The organism is Streptococcus parasanguinis (assembly GCF_016648925.1).
GTDB lineage: Bacteria > Bacillota > Bacilli > Lactobacillales > Streptococcaceae > Streptococcus.
On the sequence record NZ_JACLQX010000004.1, the window covers coordinates 68,130 to 86,055 of the forward strand.

At 41.4% G+C, this 17,926-nt stretch carries 14 protein-coding genes; 5 read left to right on the plus strand and 9 right to left on the minus strand.

What is annotated here, in order from left to right; translation table 11 throughout:
• Window positions 1-53: 53 nt before the first annotated feature.
• From ftsX to prfB, 3 genes are all read right to left on the minus strand, one after another.
• Window positions 54-980 (minus strand): permease-like cell division protein FtsX, encoded by a 927-nt coding sequence (gene ftsX, locus H7T97_RS02410; protein WP_049497441.1) that lies wholly within the window; start codon window positions 978-980, stop codon window positions 54-56.
• Entirely contained in the window at window positions 973-1,665 is a 693-nt protein-coding gene (gene ftsE / locus H7T97_RS02415) for a cell division ATP-binding protein FtsE (RefSeq protein ID WP_003008021.1), read from the minus strand. The genes ftsX and ftsE overlap by 8 nt, the downstream gene beginning before the upstream one ends.
• A 44-nt stretch (window positions 1,666-1,709) precedes the next feature.
• Window positions 1,710-2,805, minus strand: a protein-coding gene (gene prfB, locus H7T97_RS02420) for a peptide chain release factor 2 (protein WP_201089233.1) whose coding sequence is annotated in 2 segments (ribosomal slippage) — window positions 1,710-2,732 and window positions 2,734-2,805 — 1,095 coding nt in all. Because the reading frame shifts where the segments join, the coding sequence is not laid out codon by codon here.
• Window positions 2,806-2,980: 175 nt separating this feature from the next.
• Between prfB and H7T97_RS02425 the strand changes: the two genes are divergently transcribed.
• Complete coding sequence (locus tag H7T97_RS02425) at window positions 2,981-3,838, plus strand: metallophosphoesterase (protein WP_201089235.1); 858 nt, start codon at window positions 2,981-2,983, stop codon at window positions 3,836-3,838.
• 32 nt (window positions 3,839-3,870) lie between these two features.
• Here H7T97_RS02425 and H7T97_RS02430 read toward each other — a convergent pair whose 3' ends face one another.
• The 3 genes from H7T97_RS02430 to H7T97_RS02440 all read right to left on the minus strand — a co-directional run bounded on the left by H7T97_RS02430 (window position 3,871) and on the right by H7T97_RS02440 (window position 7,932).
• Window positions 3,871-4,539 carry an MIP/aquaporin family protein gene (locus H7T97_RS02430; protein ID WP_049472434.1) on the minus strand — a complete coding sequence of 223 codons (669 nt, stop codon included), beginning with the start codon at window positions 4,537-4,539 and terminating at the stop codon, window positions 3,871-3,873.
• Between the two features lie 121 nt (window positions 4,540-4,660).
• Window positions 4,661-7,345 carry a cation-translocating P-type ATPase gene (locus H7T97_RS02435; protein WP_201089237.1) on the minus strand — a complete coding sequence of 895 codons (2,685 nt, stop codon included), beginning with the start codon at window positions 7,343-7,345 and terminating at the stop codon, window positions 4,661-4,663.
• Window positions 7,346-7,548: 203 nt separating this feature from the next.
• On the minus strand, window positions 7,549-7,932 hold the full coding sequence (locus H7T97_RS02440; protein ID WP_003008038.1) for a YwiB family protein: 384 nt from the start codon (window positions 7,930-7,932) through the stop codon (window positions 7,549-7,551).
• A gap of 115 nt (window positions 7,933-8,047) precedes the next feature.
• Here H7T97_RS02440 and H7T97_RS02445 point away from each other — a divergent pair, with 115 nt between their 5' ends.
• Genes H7T97_RS02445 through H7T97_RS02460 form a run of 4 tightly spaced genes read left to right on the plus strand, consistent with a single transcriptional unit; the run spans window position 8,048 to window position 12,610 of the window.
• Window positions 8,048-9,358 carry an HD domain-containing protein gene (locus H7T97_RS02445; protein WP_201089239.1) on the plus strand — a complete coding sequence of 437 codons (1,311 nt, stop codon included), beginning with the start codon at window positions 8,048-8,050 and terminating at the stop codon, window positions 9,356-9,358.
• Complete coding sequence (gene yidA / locus H7T97_RS02450) at window positions 9,348-10,154, plus strand: sugar-phosphatase (RefSeq protein WP_201089241.1); 807 nt, start codon at window positions 9,348-9,350, stop codon at window positions 10,152-10,154. Before H7T97_RS02445 ends, yidA begins: the two co-directional genes overlap by 11 nt.
• Window positions 10,155-10,157: 3 nt before the next feature.
• Entirely contained in the window at window positions 10,158-11,369 is a 1,212-nt protein-coding gene (locus H7T97_RS02455) for an aminoacyltransferase (RefSeq protein ID WP_201089243.1), read from the plus strand.
• Window positions 11,370-11,374: 5 nt separating this feature from the next.
• Window positions 11,375-12,610, plus strand: a complete 1,236-nt coding sequence (locus tag H7T97_RS02460; protein ID WP_201089244.1) for an aminoacyltransferase — start codon at window positions 11,375-11,377, stop codon at window positions 12,608-12,610.
• A gap of 75 nt (window positions 12,611-12,685) precedes the next feature.
• On the opposite strand, the gene tpiA is transcribed toward H7T97_RS02460, so the two are convergent.
• The 3 genes from tpiA to ppc all read right to left on the minus strand — a co-directional run bounded on the left by tpiA (window position 12,686) and on the right by ppc (window position 17,910).
• A complete protein-coding gene (gene tpiA / locus H7T97_RS02465) occupies window positions 12,686-13,444 on the minus strand; it encodes a triose-phosphate isomerase (protein WP_003002560.1) in 759 nt (252 codons plus the stop codon).
• Between the two features lie 164 nt (window positions 13,445-13,608).
• On the minus strand, window positions 13,609-14,805 hold the full coding sequence (gene tuf / locus H7T97_RS02470) for an elongation factor Tu (protein ID WP_003008055.1): 1,197 nt from the start codon (window positions 14,803-14,805) through the stop codon (window positions 13,609-13,611).
• Between the two features lie 279 nt (window positions 14,806-15,084).
• Window positions 15,085-17,910: a phosphoenolpyruvate carboxylase gene (ppc, locus tag H7T97_RS02475; RefSeq protein ID WP_195487671.1), complete on the minus strand. Its 2,826-nt coding sequence runs from the start codon at window positions 17,908-17,910 to the stop codon at window positions 15,085-15,087.
• Window positions 17,911-17,926: the final 16 nt, after the last annotated feature.

The window sequence follows — 17,926 nt, forward strand, 5'->3', positions numbered from 1 at the left end:
TCCTGTCCTAATAAAAGGATACAAAAAAAAGCAAGTGTGAACTTGCTTTTTTATTATATCTTAAGAAAACGTCTCATGGAGATTGAAGAACCGATCGCTCCGATCAAAATTCCTAATCCAAAGAGACCACCCACCATAATCGGTACCAAAAGATGTGGACTATAGAGATACAAGTTTTGATCTGACAAGTTATTGTTCATTGATGTATAGACAACATTATAAACATAGAAGACCAAAGCCGAAGGAACCAAGGCTCCCAAGAGACCGATCCAAGCCCCTTCTAAAAGGAATGGTGCACGAATATAGCCATTTTTTGCTCCTACCAGTCGCATAATCTTAATCTCACGACTACGTGAAATGATGGTAATCCGGATGGTATTAGAAATCAAGAAGACTGCGATGAAGATCAATAAAGCTACACCGATCAAGCCCCAGTTTCGGATGAAGGTTCCAAGTGCAAACAAGCGTTGGGTATCGACCCCACCATCTTTCACTTCAGAGACCCCTTCAATTTTTTTGGCATCTGCTGAGACTTGCTTCACATATTTTGGAGCTGTCGTCTCTACATAATAAGCATCATAGAGAGGATTGGCATCTCCATCAAAAATCTTCCAGTTGTTCCCAGCCGTTTTGATCAGTTTATCATACTGTTCTTCCTTACTAGAAAAATCAACCTTGTCAACATGTTTCATGGCTGTCAGAGCATCGTAGACCTTATGGTAGTTTTCATTGGTCACGGTTTGACCGTCTTTTTCAATTTGTTCACTCTGGTCTTGAATATCTTTGCGCATGTATACTACAACCCGCACACTATTTTGAATATCATCTGAAAGCTTGATGGTATTGGCAATCACAGAGGCGAAAATAGCAACCAAGCTAAGAGTAATCATAACCGAGCTGACCGCTGCAATCGTCATCCAACCATTTCGTTTCAAGCTTTTAAGCGATTCGATTAAGTGTCGGAAAAATCTTCTAATCATCGTATCCGTACTCTCCTTCCGCTTCATCACGCACTACACGACCATTTTCAATCGCGATGACACGGTGACGTAAAGTATTTACAATCTGGCTATTGTGGGTCGCCATCAATACCGTTGTCCCTTGCAGATTAATCCGCTCCAAAAGATTCATGATTTCCCATGAATTATCTGGGTCCAAGTTCCCCGTTGGCTCATCTGCAATCAAGACTTTCGGATTGTTGACGATCGCACGAGCAATCGCAATCCGTTGTTGCTCCCCACCGGACAATTCATTCGGGAATGAGCGGACCTTGTGTTTCAATCCGACAAGATCCAAAACTTCCATCACACGCTTTTTAATATTGCGACGGCGCTCACCGATAACTTGCATAGCGTAGGCAATATTTTCATAAACGGTTTTCTTTGGAAGCAATTTATAATCTTGGAAGACCACTCCCACATTGCGTCGCAACATAGGAATATCGCGTTTTTTGATTTTATCCAAATCAAAATCAGCTACTTTCAAACTTCCTTTATCGTGTTTGACTTCACGGTATAAAAGTCGAATAAAGGTCGACTTCCCTGCACCAGAAGGTCCTACGATGTAGGCAAATTCTCCTGGTTCAATTTGGACAGAGACCCCGCGAAGGGCCGTCGTCCCGTTGTCATACTTTTTGACAACATCTTTCATTTCAATCATTGACATGTAATGAAATTCCTTTCATTCTTTTCTGGTTGATTCCCTCTAGGTTATTGGAGACGCCATTTAAGGTAGGCATCGATAAAGCCATCGATATCTCCATCCATCACCTTGTCCACCTGCGCTACTTCGTAGTTGGTCCGGTGATCCTTAACCATGGTGTAAGGGGTAAAAACATAGGAGCGGATTTGACTTCCCCAGGTGATTTCTTTTTTATCCCCTTTTAGAGAATCCACTTCTGCTGCTTTTTTCTCTTGCTCTAATTGGTAGAGTTTAGCTTGCAACATCTTCATCGCACGATCACGGTTCCCGTATTGGGTCCGATCCACGGTGGATGCCACTACAATCCCTGTCGGAATGTGGGTCAAGCGCACCCCTGTAGAAACCTTGTTGACGTTTTGTCCACCAGCTCCACCAGAGCGGAAGGTGTCCATCTTGATATCATCATCACGAACTTCGACTTCGATGGTATCGTCTAATTCGGGCATGACCTCAACAGATGTAAAGGAGGTATGACGACGTTTAGCTGAGTCAAATGGAGAGATCCGAACCAAACGGTGTACCCCCATTTCAGATTTCAGAAGACCGTATGCATGTGGCCCTTCAAAGGATAGAGTCACAGACTTGATCCCAGCCTCATCTCCAGCCTGATGGTCCAAGACTTCAACTTTAAAGCCGTGGGCATTTCCAAAACGAGTATACATCCGAAGAAGCATGTCGCCCCAGTCCTGAGCTTCTGTTCCTCCTGAACCTGGGTGGATTTCTAAGATGGCATTATTATTGTCATAGGGTTCAGACAATAGCAAGGTCATCTCATAGCTGGTCATACGTTTATCCAGCTCCTCCAACTTCTCGATCAATTCTTCTTTGACCGAATCATCTTCTACCAAAAAGTCCAGTAAGATTTCTGACTCATCAAAGAGATCCACCATTTGATGGAAATTTTCATAGGTCTGCTTGAGTTCATTTAATTCTTGAGATGTCTTTTGCGCAGCAATGTTATCATCCCAAAAATCAGGTTCTGTCATTTTATTTTCTAAAATGGCAATTTCTTCTTCCAATGCCTCTAAGTCAAAGAGACCCCCTGAAAGAAGCTAATTTTTCACGATTTGCGTCAATTTTTTGACGAATTTCTGAAATGTCCATAAGTACCTCTTTCTATGTATCTAGTCTATTATATCATAACCTTCACTATTTGCCCACCTTCCAATATTGGATCTGCTGGTTGACAACTGCCAAGCCAGCTGATTTTCAGCATTTTTTCTATTCATTTGTAACCTAATTGTTAGAAAAAAAGATCCTCTTATGCTAGACTGGTAGCATGACAACAGTAGCTTTTATGTCCGATTTACATATTGATTCAAACAACTTCGGCAAAGAAGAATTAGAGACTCTGATCACTCTTTTCAAGGACAAAAAAATTCAACATCTCCATATTGCAGGAGATATTGCCAACGGCTTTGAAAAGACGTCACAGGAATTTTTAGACCAACTTCAATGTCACCTTCCAGTGACCTTTAGCCTAGGAAATCATGATATGCTGGGCCTATCAGAAGAAGCCATGAGACCTTTTGAATTTCAAAAAATCTCATTCTCCAATCATACGCTTCTTGCCTTTTCGGGCTGGTATGACTACAGCTTTGTTCCTACTATTTCTCCCCAAAAACATCTCCAAACCAAGAATCTGTTTTGGTTTGACAGACGCCTCCAACGAATGGGATCTGATCCAGCCATTACCCAACGTCTGTTGCAAGAACTGGAACAAGAGCTCATGCGTGTAGACCAACCCCTGATCATCGCCATGCACTTTGTTCCTCATAGTCAGTTTCTCCTGCGCCACCCTTATTTTGAACGCTTTAATGCTTTTCTAGGGAGCCAAGCCTTTCATGAGCTTTTTCGGCAATTCCCTGTCAAAGATGTCATATTTGGACACAGCCACCACAGAATTTCAGATAGGAAAATCGACAATATCACCTATCATGCCAGACCTTTAGGCTATGTCCGAGAATGGGAGCTTTGCAAACAATTTTTCGATGCTTTTCCTGAATATGATTTTCCAAAACGATACGATCCCTACAAACGCTATCGCAGAATCAAAGACCTCCCCGAATTTAAAGCATACAAGAAAAAACAGCTCGCTCATGAATTTTCTCAAACCATGACGATCCTTGAACTGTAAAAAAAAATTGGTTCCTTCGGAACCAATTTTTTTTACTCTTCTGTATCCAAGAGATTTTTTGCAACGATTGCAGCTAGAACACCACCGACAATTGGAGCCAAGATAAAGATCCAAATTTGTTGAAGGGCTGCACCACCAACAAAGAGGGCAGGTGCCAAGCTACGAGCTGGGTTAACAGAAAGTCCTGTAATGTTCAAACCAACAAGAATAATCAAAGTCAAGCTCAAACCGATCACAAGACCAGCGATTTTCCCATTACCTTTGGTAGCTGATGTCACTGTCATGATGACTAAGATAAAGATAAAGGACGCAATCACTTCAAACAAGAAACCGCCAAATGGAGTCACTCCTTTAGCCAAGGCATTTTCACCAAGACTAGCTGTTGACATACCTGAATTTGACAAGAGGAAAAGTACTGTTGCAGATGCGAGAACCGCCCCCACTACTTGCGCTGCAATATAATTAATCAAGTCCTTTGAAGACAAGCGTTTGTTCACAAACATGGCAATCGAAACAGCTGGGTTCAAGTGGGCACCAGAAACAGTCCCAATTGAGTAAGCTGCTGCAACAATGGATAAACCGAATGCCAAAGCAATTCCTAAATGTCCCAGACCTTCTGTTCCATTTCCAAAAACAACTGCGCCAGTCCCGATAAAGACAAGCATAAATGTGCCGATTACTTCAGCAAAAAACTTTTTCATAACTAAGTTTCCTTTCTTCAAACTGTTGACTAGTTTATCAAAAATCCACACGTACCTCAAGAAATATGCCCAGTCTATTTTGCCCGCAAAAAAAGCCATCCGAAGATGACTTTTTTTATCCTTAAATGGCGTTTTTATCTTTTCCAAGTGCACGTTGAACGGCTTTTACAATCTCAACGAGAACAACAATCAAGAGCGAACCAATCATAACAGCTAACCATTGTGTCAAACTCAAATGAGAGACATGGAAGAGTTTGTTAAATCCAGGGACAATGATGGTCGCCATCAAGAGAACAAAGGCAACTGGAATCGACCAGTTAAAGGTCTTGTTCTTGAAGAGTCCCACTTTAAAGATGGATTGGTAAACCGATTTAACGTTAAAGGCATGGAGCAATTGGATCAAACCAAGAGTTGCAAAGGCCATAGTCAAAGCGTCTGCATGGATTTCGGCACGAGTCGCATGTTCTGGATAGAGTAAGGCCCAGCCATAAACACCAAGAACCAGCATGGTTTGGAAGACACCTTGATAAAGAATAGCTCCGAAGACCCCACCGTCAAAGAAGTTAGATTTACGTCCTCGAGGTTTGTGGGTCATGACACCTGGCTCAGCTGGTTCCACACCAAGGGCGATGGCTGGTAGGGTATCTGTTACCAAGTTGATCCAAAGAAGATGTACTGGTTGTAACACATCCCAACCAAAGAGGGTTGCAAAGAAGATGGTGAAGACTTCAGCCATATTGGCAGACAAGAGGTATTGGATTGATTTTTGGATATTTGAGAAGACCTTACGTCCTTCTTCTACCGCTACGATAATGGTTGCAAAGTTATCATCTGCAAGGACCATGTCTGAAGCTCCCTTAGAAACTTCTGTACCTGTAATCCCCATACCGATACCGATATCAGCTGTCTTAAGTGATGGTGCATCGTTGACCCCGTCACCAGTCATAGCAACAACTTTGCCTTCATTTTGCCAAGCTTTCACGATCCGAACTTTGTGTTCAGGTGATACACGCGCATAGACAGAGTATTGCTTGAAGACTTTTTGGAATTCTTCGTCAGAGAGTTCATTCAACTCAGCCCCTGTGAAGACATGGTCTTCTGTATCATTTGGATCGATGATTCCCAGACGTTTGGCAATGGCTTCTGCTGTATCTTGGTGGTCACCCGTGATCATGATAGGACGGATACCCGCTTCCTTAGCGACACGGACAGCTTCTGCTGCTTCTGGACGCTCAGGGTCAATCATGCCGACCAAACCAGAGAAGATCAGGTCAGACTCAACAATTTCAGATTCCAAGGTTGGGATTTCGTTGCTTGTCTTATAAGCCATCATCAAGACACGAAGGGCTTGTTTGGCCAAGTCTTTGTTGGTAGCAAGGATAGCTTTCTTGTCTTCATACGTGATAGGACGAACTTCCCCATTAACTTCAATACGCGTCACACGTTTGAGCAATTGGTCAGGAGCTCCTTTGACAGCGATAAAGTAAGAACCGTCCGATTCCTTATGGATAGTTGACATAAGCTTACGGTCAGAGTCAAATGGCAATTCTGCCACACGTGGTTCATCCTTCAAAATTTCGCGAACATCAAAATTGTGATCCAAACCAAACTGTACCAAAGCAGTCTCTGTTGGGTCCCCAATCAACTTGCCAGATGGGTCCACCTTAGTATCATTGGCAAAGTTCATGATACGAAGGGTATTGTTGCTAGCAGCAATTTCAGCTGCAGAGCTTTGCAATTGACCGTTGGTGTAGACCTTCTCAACAGTCATTTGGTTCATAGTCAAAGTACCTGTTTTATCAGATGCGATGATTTCTGTTGAACCAAGAGTTTCAACCGCTGGTAATTTACGAACAATCGAATTGCGTTTGGCAAGGGTTGTAGTTCCCAAAGATAGAACGATAGTTACAATGGCAGGAAGTCCTTCTGGAATGGCCGCAACCGCAAGGGCTACCGCAACCATCAAGCCTTCTAATGGATGCTCTCCACGAACGAAGACACCAACTAAGAAAGTAATGACCGCAATCACAACAATTAAGTAAGTCAAGGCTTTAGATAATTGTTCCAAGCTTTGCTTCAATGGTGTTTCAGTCTCATCGGCATTAGCCAACATATCTGCAATCTTACCAACTTCTGTATACATACCAGTGTTTGTTACGACACCAATACCACGACCATAAGTTACATTTGAGTTTTGGTAACCCATATTAACGCGGTCCCCAATACCAGCATCTGCTTCAACAAGTCCTGTCACATCTTTTTCAACTGGCACAGACTCCCCTGTAAGAGCTGCTTCTTCAATTTTAAGAGAAGCTGCTTCAAACAAACGCATATCTGCAGGCACGACATCTCCCGCTTCAAGCAAGACGATATCTCCGGGTACCAATTCTTTTGAGTCAATCTCAATAACATGGCCATCACGACGAACACGAGCCATGGGGCTAGACATATTTTTCAGAGCTTCAATGGCTGCTTCTGCTTGCCCTTCTTGGTAAACCCCAAAGGCAGCATTCAAGACAACAACGGCCAAGATGATCATGGCATCCGTTAGACCGTCCATTCCTTCTGTAATCACAGAAAGTGCCGCTGCCACAAGCAAGATGATAATCATCAAATCCTTAAATTGATCAAGGAATTTAGCTAGTAGGCTACGTTTTTCACCCTCTTCCAACTCATTACGACCATAATTCGCTAAGCGTTCTTGAGCCTGGGCGGTTGACAAACCTTCGACAGATGAGTCCAAGTTCTTTAGGACTTCCTCAGAAGATTGCGTGTAAAACAAATCTTTATTTTGTTCTTTTGACAAAACAGTCTCCTCCTTTTTGGCCTCTTTTTACAAAAAAAGAGACCTGTTTTTTAAAAAAACAAGTCTCGCTGTTTAATATAGTGCCGGAAATAATTCGTAATGACGACACTATCGCGGAAAACCGCCAGCTACTCCCTTGAGTGGTTTTATTATACCATTTTTATAGAATAAAGCAAGCGGGATCTCTAATAATTTAATGAGGTCTATTCTTCCCATTCCACTAGTAATTGATAATTGGCAAATTCCTGTTCTCCATCGAGAGTTAACAAGCGATAAGAGACTTGCAAATGACCTGCTTCTAATTGAAAGAGGTCTGTTGTAATCAAAAACTGCTGAATGCCCATTGGAGTTGGGATGATTGCCCCACCATCTTCATTTTTGTAGAAACGCATGATGGATTTAGGACTTGAGAAACGTGTCATGACCAATTCGTCATTGGAAAATTTCAAAGCAACCTTTTCATCTTCTTCATTGGTATACAAGAGATATTGAAAACCTGCTTTTTCCTTCCATTCACCTTGATAGTACTGATCAACGATTTCCATTTCTTCTCCAAATCGAATGGTATTTTGAATGCGAATCTGCATCTTTGTCTCCTTCTCTTCTTTTCTTGCCTTACTATTCTATCAAATTTTACGCATTTTGACTGCCCCTATTAGCCTCTAGATCGCAAAATAGGCTTTTTTTTGCTATAATAGACCCATGAATGAAAAAGTCTTTCGCGATCCCGTGCATGATTACGTTCATGTGGATCATCCCATCATTTATCAATTAATTAATAGTAAAGAATTTCAACGACTACGCCGCATCAAACAACTGGGGACATCTGGTTTTACCTTCCACGGTGGGGAGCATAGTCGTTTTTCTCACTGTCTTGGCGCCTATGAAATTTCAAGACGCATTCTATCCATTTTTGATGAAAAGTATGCAGAGCAATGGCATTCTGATGAAAACTTACTGACCATGACAGCCGCTCTTCTTCATGACATTGGACATGGTGCCTATTCCCATACCTTTGAAGGACTGTTTGGGACCGATCATGAAAAAATGACCCAGCTGATCATCACCAGTCCAGAGACGGAGGTCAATCAGATCCTCTTGCAAGTGGCTCCTGATTTCCCAAATCGTGTAGCCAGCGTCATTGATCATACCTATCCCAATAAACAAGTGGTGCAATTGATTTCTAGTCAAATTGATGTGGACCGGATGGATTATTTACTGCGGGATGCCTATTTTACAGGTGCTTCCTATGGAAAATTTGACTTGACCCGTATTTTGCGCGTCATTCGACCGATTGAAAATGGCATTGCCTTCCAACAAAATGGCATGCATGCTGTCGAGGATTACGTGGTCAGCCGTTACCAAATGTATATGCAGGTCTACTTCCACCCGGCTACTCGTGCCATGGAAGTCCTCCTTCAAAATCTTCTCAAACGAGCTAGAACCATTTATCCAGATCAGAAAGAGTATTTTCAACTGACTTCACCTCGCTTGATTCCATTTTTTGAAGAAGAAGTCACTATCCAAGACTACCTAAATCTAGATGACGGTGTGATGAATACCTATTTCCAAGTCTGGATGGATAGTCCGGATACCATCTTATCTGATCTTGCTCAGCGCTATATTAATCGGAAAGTCTTTAAATCGATTCTATTTACAGAAGATAAGCGAAAAGACTTAGCAATCCTTGAAAAACTGATTAAAGAGGTTGGGTTTAATCCAACCTACTACACAGCTATTCATCAAAATTTTGACCTGCCCTACGATATTTATCGACCAGAGCTTGAAAAACCGCGGACCCAGATCGAGATGATCCGAAAAGATGGGAGTCTCGCTGAATTGTCTCAGTTGTCTCCACTCGTCGCTGCTTTAGCAGGAACTCGCTATGGGGACAACCGCTTCTATTTCCCCAAAGAAATGCTGGAGGTTAATGGACTTTTCAGTAAGCAAGTAGAGGAATTCACTTCCTATATCACCAATGATTATTTTACAGGAGAGACGGATGTCCATTAAATTAGTGGCGATCGATATCGACGGTACACTTCTCAATTCAAAAAAAGAGATCACACCTTCCGTATTTGAAGCCATTCAAGACGCTAAAACCGCAGGCGTTAAAATCGTTATCACAACTGGTCGTCCTATCGCAGGGGTCTCAAAACTTTTAAAAAAACTCCATTTGATGGATCCTGGAGACTATGTCATTACCTTTAATGGCGGTCTGGTGCAAGAAACCGCTACTGGAAAAGAACTCATCAAGGACCTTTTAGATTATGAGGACTATCTCGATATCGAGTCTCTTGCTAACAAACTCCAAATCCACTCTCATGCTATTACTAAAGACGGCATCTATACCAGCAATCGAGATATCGGACGCTACACCATTCATGAATCTCAACTGGTCAATATGCCCCTTTATTACCGGACGCCTGAAGAAGTTCGTGAGAAAGAATTTGTCAAGGCCATGTATATCGATGAACCAGACATTCTGGATGATGCGATTGCAAAAATCCCTAAAGAATTTAAGGATCGCTTCACGATGGTCAAATCAGCCCCTTTTTATTTAGAAATTCTAGGGAAAACAACCAATAAGGGAGCAGCTGTTCTTCATTTAGCTGAACGACTTGGAATCCAGCAAGAAGAAACCATGGCCATCGGAGATGAGGAAAATGACCGTTCCATGCTAGAAGTCGTGGGACATGCCGTCGTTATGGAGAATGGCAATCCAGCTCTTAAAAAAATTGCTACACATATTACCAAATCAAATGATGAATCTGGCGTTGCATACGCCATTAGAAAGTGGGTATTATAAGAAATGTACCATTACCAGCTAGGAATTTCTGCTAGTGAGCATGATGACTTTGTTATTCAGAGTGACCAAACCAATCTCTTACAAAGCAGCTCATGGGCAAAAATCAAAGATAATTGGGGAAATGAACGGGTTGGTTTTTATCAAGAAGACCAATTAGTCGCTGTTGCAAGCATCTTGATTCAACCCCTGCCACTTGGCTTTTCCATGCTCTACATTCCTCGAGGCCCAATCATGGATTACCAAAACAAGGAGCTGGTTTCATATGTGATCCAGTCCCTTAAAAAGATAGCCAAACAATACAAGGCCTTGTTTGTGAAATTTGATCCAAGTCTTTTCTTGAGTAAACACTTGATTGGACAAGAAAATACGGAAACCACTGATGTACAAGCGGTCATCGACACCTTAACTAAAGAAGGGGTTGAATGGACTGGCCGAACCAGTGATATGGCAGAAAATATCCAACCACGCTTTCAAGCGAATATCCACAAAGAGTTTTTCACTGAGCAAGATCTTTCAAAATCTACTCGACAAGCCATCCGAACCGCTCGAAACAAAGGGATCCAAGTGCAATTTGGCGGGACTGAATTGTTAGAGGACTTTGCTTCTCTCATGAAAAAGACTGAAGCTCGTAAAAGCATTCATTTACGTGGAAAAGACTACTACGAAAAACTACTCACAACCTACCAAGGACAATCCTACATTACTTTATCTACTCTTGATCTCGAGAAACGGAAAAGCTCCCTTACAAAAGATCTTGAAAAAAACAAGGCAGAGGCTGAAAAATTCACAGAAAAAACAAAGCCTGGCAAGGTTGAAAATAACCAAAAAGAAAAAGAGCGGATAGAGGAAGAACTGCAATTTCTTGAACAGCATCTCCAAGCAGGTAGACAAGTCGTTCCTTTATCTGGGACCTTAACCCTTGAATTCGGTGGGACGTCTGAAAATGTTTATGCAGGGATGGATGAAGAATTCCGCCGTTACCAACCTGCTATCCTCACCTGGTATGAAACTGCCCAACACGCTTTTGATCGTGGCGCTTCTTGGCAAAATATGGGGGGCATTGAAAATTCACTCGATGGTGGTCTCTATCATTTCAAATCTAAATTTAATCCTGTCATTGAAGAATTTGTTGGGGAATTCAACCTCCCAACCAGTCCACTTTATCCACTTGTAAACAAAGTCTACAAGATCCGGAAAAAATTAAGGAGTAAATAAGTTACATGACTCTTACGACAATTTCAAAAGAAGAATTTACCTCATTTGCAAATACTGTCTCCCATCGATCTTTTATCCAATCTGCTGAAATGGCAGATCTGCTTGAAAAGCGAGGAAATACGGTCCAATTTATCGCTTGGAAACAAGAAAATCAAGTCCAAGTAGCAGCGATCTTGTACAGTCTTCCTATGACAGGTGGTCTCCATATGGAAATCAATTCCGGACCCCTTTACCAAGAGGAAGACATGCTAGAACCCTTCTATGCAGCCTTAAAAGACTATGCGAAAGAAAATGGGGCTATTGAACTCGTTATCAAGCCCTATGATACCTATCAAACCTTTGACAGCGATGGCAATCCAACCAGTGAAGAGCAAACCCATTTTATGGATACCCTTAAAAAATTGGGCTATCAGCATGATGGTTTAACAACAGGTTATCCAGGTGGAGAAGGTGATTGGCATTATGTGAAAGATATGGAGGGCATCACCGAAAAAAATCTTCTCAAGAGCTTCAGTAAAAAAGGAAAGCCACTTGTCAAAAAAGCCAAATCTTTCGGTATTGAACTGAAACGATTAAACAGAGATGAACTGCAACTCTTTAAGGATATTACTTCCTCTACCAGTGACCGTCGCGACTATCAGGATAAGACCTTGGATTATTACCAAACTTTCTATGACAGTTTTGGCGACAATGCAGATTTCATGATCGCAACACTGAACTTCCACCATTACTACACGAATCTTGAAAAAGACCAAGGAAAACTAGCACAGAAGATTGAGAAATTACAGAAGGATCTTGAAGTCAACCCCAATTCAGAGAAAAAACAAAATCAACTTCGTGAATTCTCTAGCCAGTTTGATACCTTTGAGGTGAGAAAGAGGGACGCAAAAGAATATATTGAAAAATATGGAGATCAAGACGTCATTCTTGCAGGTAGCCTCTTCGTCTATATGCCACAAGAATCCACCTATTTATTCAGTGGCTCTTATACAGAATTTAATAAGTTCTATGCTCCTGCTGTTCTCCAGGAATATATGATGCTTGAAACCATCAAACGTGGTATCCCAAGATATAACTTCCTTGGTATTCAAGGAATCTTTGACGGGTCAGACGGTGTTCTTCGTTTCAAACAAAACTTCAACGGCTACATCGTCCGTAAGATGGGGACCTTCCGTTATTACCCAAGTCCTCTGAAATACAAACTGATTTCTCTCGTTAAGAAACTATTAGGACGTTCCTAACTTAAAAGACCAGCTTTGTAGCTGGTCTTTTCTACTATAAAAAAGACGAGAAACCTCTCGCCTTTTTATATGTCATTATTTAACGAAGTCAAGCAATGCCAAGAAGCTTTCTGGATCAAGTGATGCACCACCTACAAGAGCTCCGTCAACGTCTGGACAAGCCATGTATTCAGCAACGTTTTCAGGTTTCACTGAACCACCGTATTGAACACGTACTTTGTCAGCCACTTCTTGACCAAAGTCAGCAGCTACAACGTCACGAACAACTTTACACATTTTTTGTGCGTCGTCTTGTGAAGCTGATTTACCAGTACCGATCGCCCAGATTGGTTCGTATGCGATAACTGTTGAAGCCACTTGTTCTGCAGTCAATCCAGCAAGAGCAGCTGAAACTTGAGCCCCTACAAATTCTGCTGCTTTACCAGCTTCGTAAGTTTCAAGGCTTTCACCACAACAGATGATTGGAAGCATACCGTTCGCAAAGATTGCTTTTGCTTTTTTGTTGATATCTTCATCAGTTTCATGGAAGTAGTCACGACGTTCTGAGTGACCGATCACAACGTAGTCAGTACCGATTTCTTTCAAAACTTGTGGGCTAGTTTCACCAGTGAAGGCACCAGCATTTTCAAAGTAAGTGTTTTGGGCAGCAACTTTAAGGTTTGAACCTTTAGCAGCAGCAAGAACAGTTGTCAAGTCAACTGCAGGAGCTGCGATACCAGCTTCAACAAGGTCAGCTGAAGGAAGTTTTGATGCTACAGCTTCAACGAATGCTTTTGCTTCTTCTGGATTTTTGTTCATTTTCCAGTTACCAGCGATAAATGGTTTACGTGACATTTCACATACCTCTTTTTTCTAATTTTATACTATCTATTTTACCATAATTTTCGTCATAATGAAAGGTTGCACAAGCTCATTTTACTTTTTACCAAAATAAAAACCCCGTCTTCACGGGGTTTTCTGTCTGTCTATATAATTGTTAATCTGGGAACTAGATCGAATTAAGCTTCGATTTCAGTAACCATACCTGAACCAACAGTACGTCCACCTTCACGGATTGAGAATGTAGTACCTTGTTCAACGGCGATTGGGTGGATCAACTCAACGTCGATAGTCACGTTATCACCAGGCATTACCATTTCAGTTCCAGCTGGAAGTTCGATAGATCCAGTTACGTCAGTTGTACGGAAGTAGAACTGTGGACGGTAGTTGTTGAAGAATGGAGTATGACGTCCACCTTCTTCTTTAGTAAGGATGTAAACTTCACCTTTGAATTTAGTGTGTGGGTTGATTGAACCTGGTTTAGCGATAACTTGTCCACGTTCGATTTCATCACGTTGGATACCACGAAGAAGCACACCAACGTTATCCCCTGCAAGACCTTCGTCAAGTTGTTTACGGAACATTTCAACACCAGTAACAACTGCTTTTTGGATTTCGTCTTTGATACCAACGATTTCGATTTCATCGTTGACACGAACAACACCACGGTCGATACGTCCTGAAGCAACTGTACCACGTCCAGTGATTGAGAATACGTCTTCGACTGGAAGAAGCAATGGTTTGTCAGTATCGCGTTCTGGTTCTGGGATGTACTCATCAACAGTATCCATCAATTCCATGATGATATCTTCATATTTAGAGTCACCTTCAAGAGCTTTAAGAGCTGAACCTTGGATAACTGGAAGGTCATCACCTGGGAAATCGTATTCTGAAAGAAGGTCACGGATTTCCATTTCAACCAATTCAAGCAATTCTTCATCGTCAACCAAGTCAACTTTGTTCATGAAGACGATCAAGTGTTTAACACCAACCTGACGTGAAAGAAGGATGTGTTCACGTGTTTGTGGCATTGGTCCGTCAGTTGAAGCTACTACAAGGATAGCTCCGTCCATTTGAGCGGCACCAGTGATCATGTTTTTAACGTAGTCCGCGTGTCCTGGAGCGTCGATGTGAGCGTAGTGACGTTTAGCAGTTTCGTACTCAACGTGTGCAGTGTTGATGGTGATACCGCGTTCGCGTTCTTCTGGAGCAGCATCGATAGACGCATAGTCTTTAGGTTGGTTAACTGATGAAGGCAAGCGACGTGCCAAAACAGTTGTGATTGCTGCAGTTAGGGTAGTTTTACCGTGGTCAACGTGTCCGATTGTACCGATGTTAACGTGCGGTTTACTACGATCGTATTTTTCTTTTGCCATTTGAGTAAAAGCCTCCAATAAAATATATTTTATAGATAGACAGTAGGCAATACAGTCTAACTTTCCTTACTATTCTATCGAATTTTAGATAAAATTGCAAGCCTTTTACCTATATTTTCTTAATTATTCCTCTTCTTTCCTTTTGTTTTGTCAGCTTGCTGAAAGATCCTGATCTAGCTTTGAAAATTCTCATTTAAAATCTGCTATTTAAGCCTTTCTGTACCTTTTGCTTCTTTGGGTTCAGGGAATAAAAAAATCGGAACAGTCGTTCCGATTTTTTTAACCTGAATTACGTAATCCTGTCGCCACACCGTTGATGGTGATATGGATTAGCTTGTCTTGATCGGCTGATAATTCTCCGGTCCGTTGACGTCGAATCAATTCTAACTGAATATAGTTCAAAACGTTAAAGTACGGCATCCGATAATCTAAACTTTCTTTCAGATAAGGGTTTTCAGCGAGCAACTCGTCTTGCTCTTCAATCATCAAGATGATGTCCTTGGTCAATTGCCATTCATGTAAGATGATCTGATAGATATTACGAACTTCTTCTTCTTCACACAATTGGGCGTACTCAAAGGCAATGTCCATGTTGGCTTTGGATAAGACCATGTCCACATTTGACAAGAGAGATTGGAAGAAAGGCCAGTTTTTATACATGTATCGAAGGGTTTCGATATTCTCAGGATCCTCATCGATAAATTCCTTAAAGCTAGAACCTACTCCGTACCAACCAGGGAACATCACCCGACTTTGTGACCATGAGAAGACCCATGGGATAGCACGCAAACCACCGATTTCTGTAATGGTCTTACGAGCAGCAGGACGTGAACCAATATTAAAGCTTGAAATTGCTTTGATCGGACTTGATTCAAAGAAGTAGTCATAGAAGTGCTCATTTCCAAAGACCAAATCACGATAGATATCGTAACTGCGATTCACGACTTTATCCATGACTTCCCCGAAACGATCAAACATAGAGAATGGACTCTTTTGTTCGGCAATCATTCGGTTAATGGTTGCAGAGACGAGCATCTCAAGGTTGTAGTAAGCAGCATCTTTATTTCCATATTTATTGCCGATTACTTCCCCTTGCTCAGTTAAGCGGATACGGTCATTAATGGATTTCAATGGTTGAGACGTGATGGCTTCATAAGTAGGACCTCCACCACGACCAACAGTACCACCACGACCATGGAAGAAGGTAATCTTCACTCCAAACTCATCTCCGATAGCGGTCAATTGTTGTTGGGCTTTAAAGAGGGTCCAGCAAGAAGACAAGTATCCACCATCTTTGTTGGAATCAGAATAACCTAACATAATCTCTTGGTAGTTGTTCTTAGAAGCAATCCAACGTTTGGCAATCGGAAGAGACAAGTAACTTCTCATGGTTTCTTCTGAGTGATCCAAATCTTCGATGGTTTCAAACAAAGGCACGATTTGCACACGAGCTTTTTCCGTATCGACTAAGCCCACTTCTTTCAACATCACAGCCAATTCCAACATATCTGACACACTGGTTGCATGAGAAATGATGTTTTGACGAATGACTTCTTCTCCTAAACGATCCTTCAATTCACGGGCCGTTTGGAAAATCGCTAATTCTTTTTCAAGCAGTTCAGATTTTTCAGCATGAGTTGCTGATAAAATACGTGGATCTTCTAAAAGTTCTTTCAAGAGAACTTGACACTTTTCATCCTCTGATAAATCAGAATAATGGTCATTAATTCCAGCTGATTTCAGCAATTCTGCCACACAGGCTTCATGCACACTCGAATCCTGGCGCATATCAATAGAGGCCAGATAGAATCCAAAAACATCGATGGCTTCTAGAAGTTCTGCAAATTCACCAGAAATCAAATACTCTGATTTGTTTTCTAACAAGGAATCTTTTATCTTTTCAAGGTCTTCTTTAAATTCTTGAGCTGATGCATAAGCTGGAGCTTCTTTCTCAGAAATTTTCTTTAGAGCCCCAGAGATACGATTGCCGATATAATCAGAAACTGGCCCTTGTTGATGAGCATTTGCTCCTAATAACCTCTCGACAGCATAACGATCTTCTCTAGTTTCCCCAACCATCGTCCATTCTTTTAAATTGACCAAGGTTTGGATCAATTTTGACTGGATATAGTGGAAAGCCCGACGGTAAGGTTCTTTTTCACGAAAGACGGATGTATCACTGGATAGGGCGGCCATTTCAGCTACTGCTTCACTTGTTTTAGAAAGACTCGTTGAAAGGGAGAAATGACGGTATAATTTTGAAATCTTTTCGATGTAATAGTTCAAAATGACTTCACTTTGAATAGTTGCTGAACGCTTCAAGGTCTCAGCTGTTACAAATGGATTCCCGTCCCGGTCTCCCCCGATCCACATACCCATTGTGATCGGACGTGGTTGTTCAAGCTCTAATCCATGCTCTTTTGCCAAGCGTTTGTATTCCAACATCAGGTTTGGAACAGCTTGCAAGAAGGAGCTATTGTAATATTCCATGACGTTGGTGATTTCATTAGTAACCTTCAATTTTTTGTCACGAATCATATCCGTTTGCATCATGATTTCGATATTACAACGAAGGTTGTTATACCACTTATTCTCATTCATTAAACCAGCTTTAACATCCCGGTGCTGACGAAGAAGAGCATGAATATGATTGGTTAGATCCAGCATGGTTTTTCGTTGCACTTGAGTTGGATGGGCTGTTAAAACAGGTACAATATTGAGATTTTCAAGAATTTCTTGTGCATCTTCATTTTTTGCAACTTCTTTAATGGTTGAAGAAAGTTTTCCGAGGTATTCACCATCCACGTTATTCAAATGATTGATTTCATAGGCCAAATCGACATCTTCTGAGATGTTAATCAAGAGTGGTAAAATGGCAAAATAACGTGAAATCACTGTCATTTCTTCATTTGTCAATTGTTCCACTATTTGATTCAACTCACGATAGTTCTGTGTTTTTGATAGATCCTTCAACTGCGTAATTTTATCAAAGGTTTCCGGACGAACCAAATTTTTCGTAATATCATCTAATAAATTGGTTAAGATTTCGGCTTCTTCTTTGATAATATCTTTATTTGTGAAGTTCTCTAATTTTTGTAAGACCATTTTTTCTCCTTTTTGA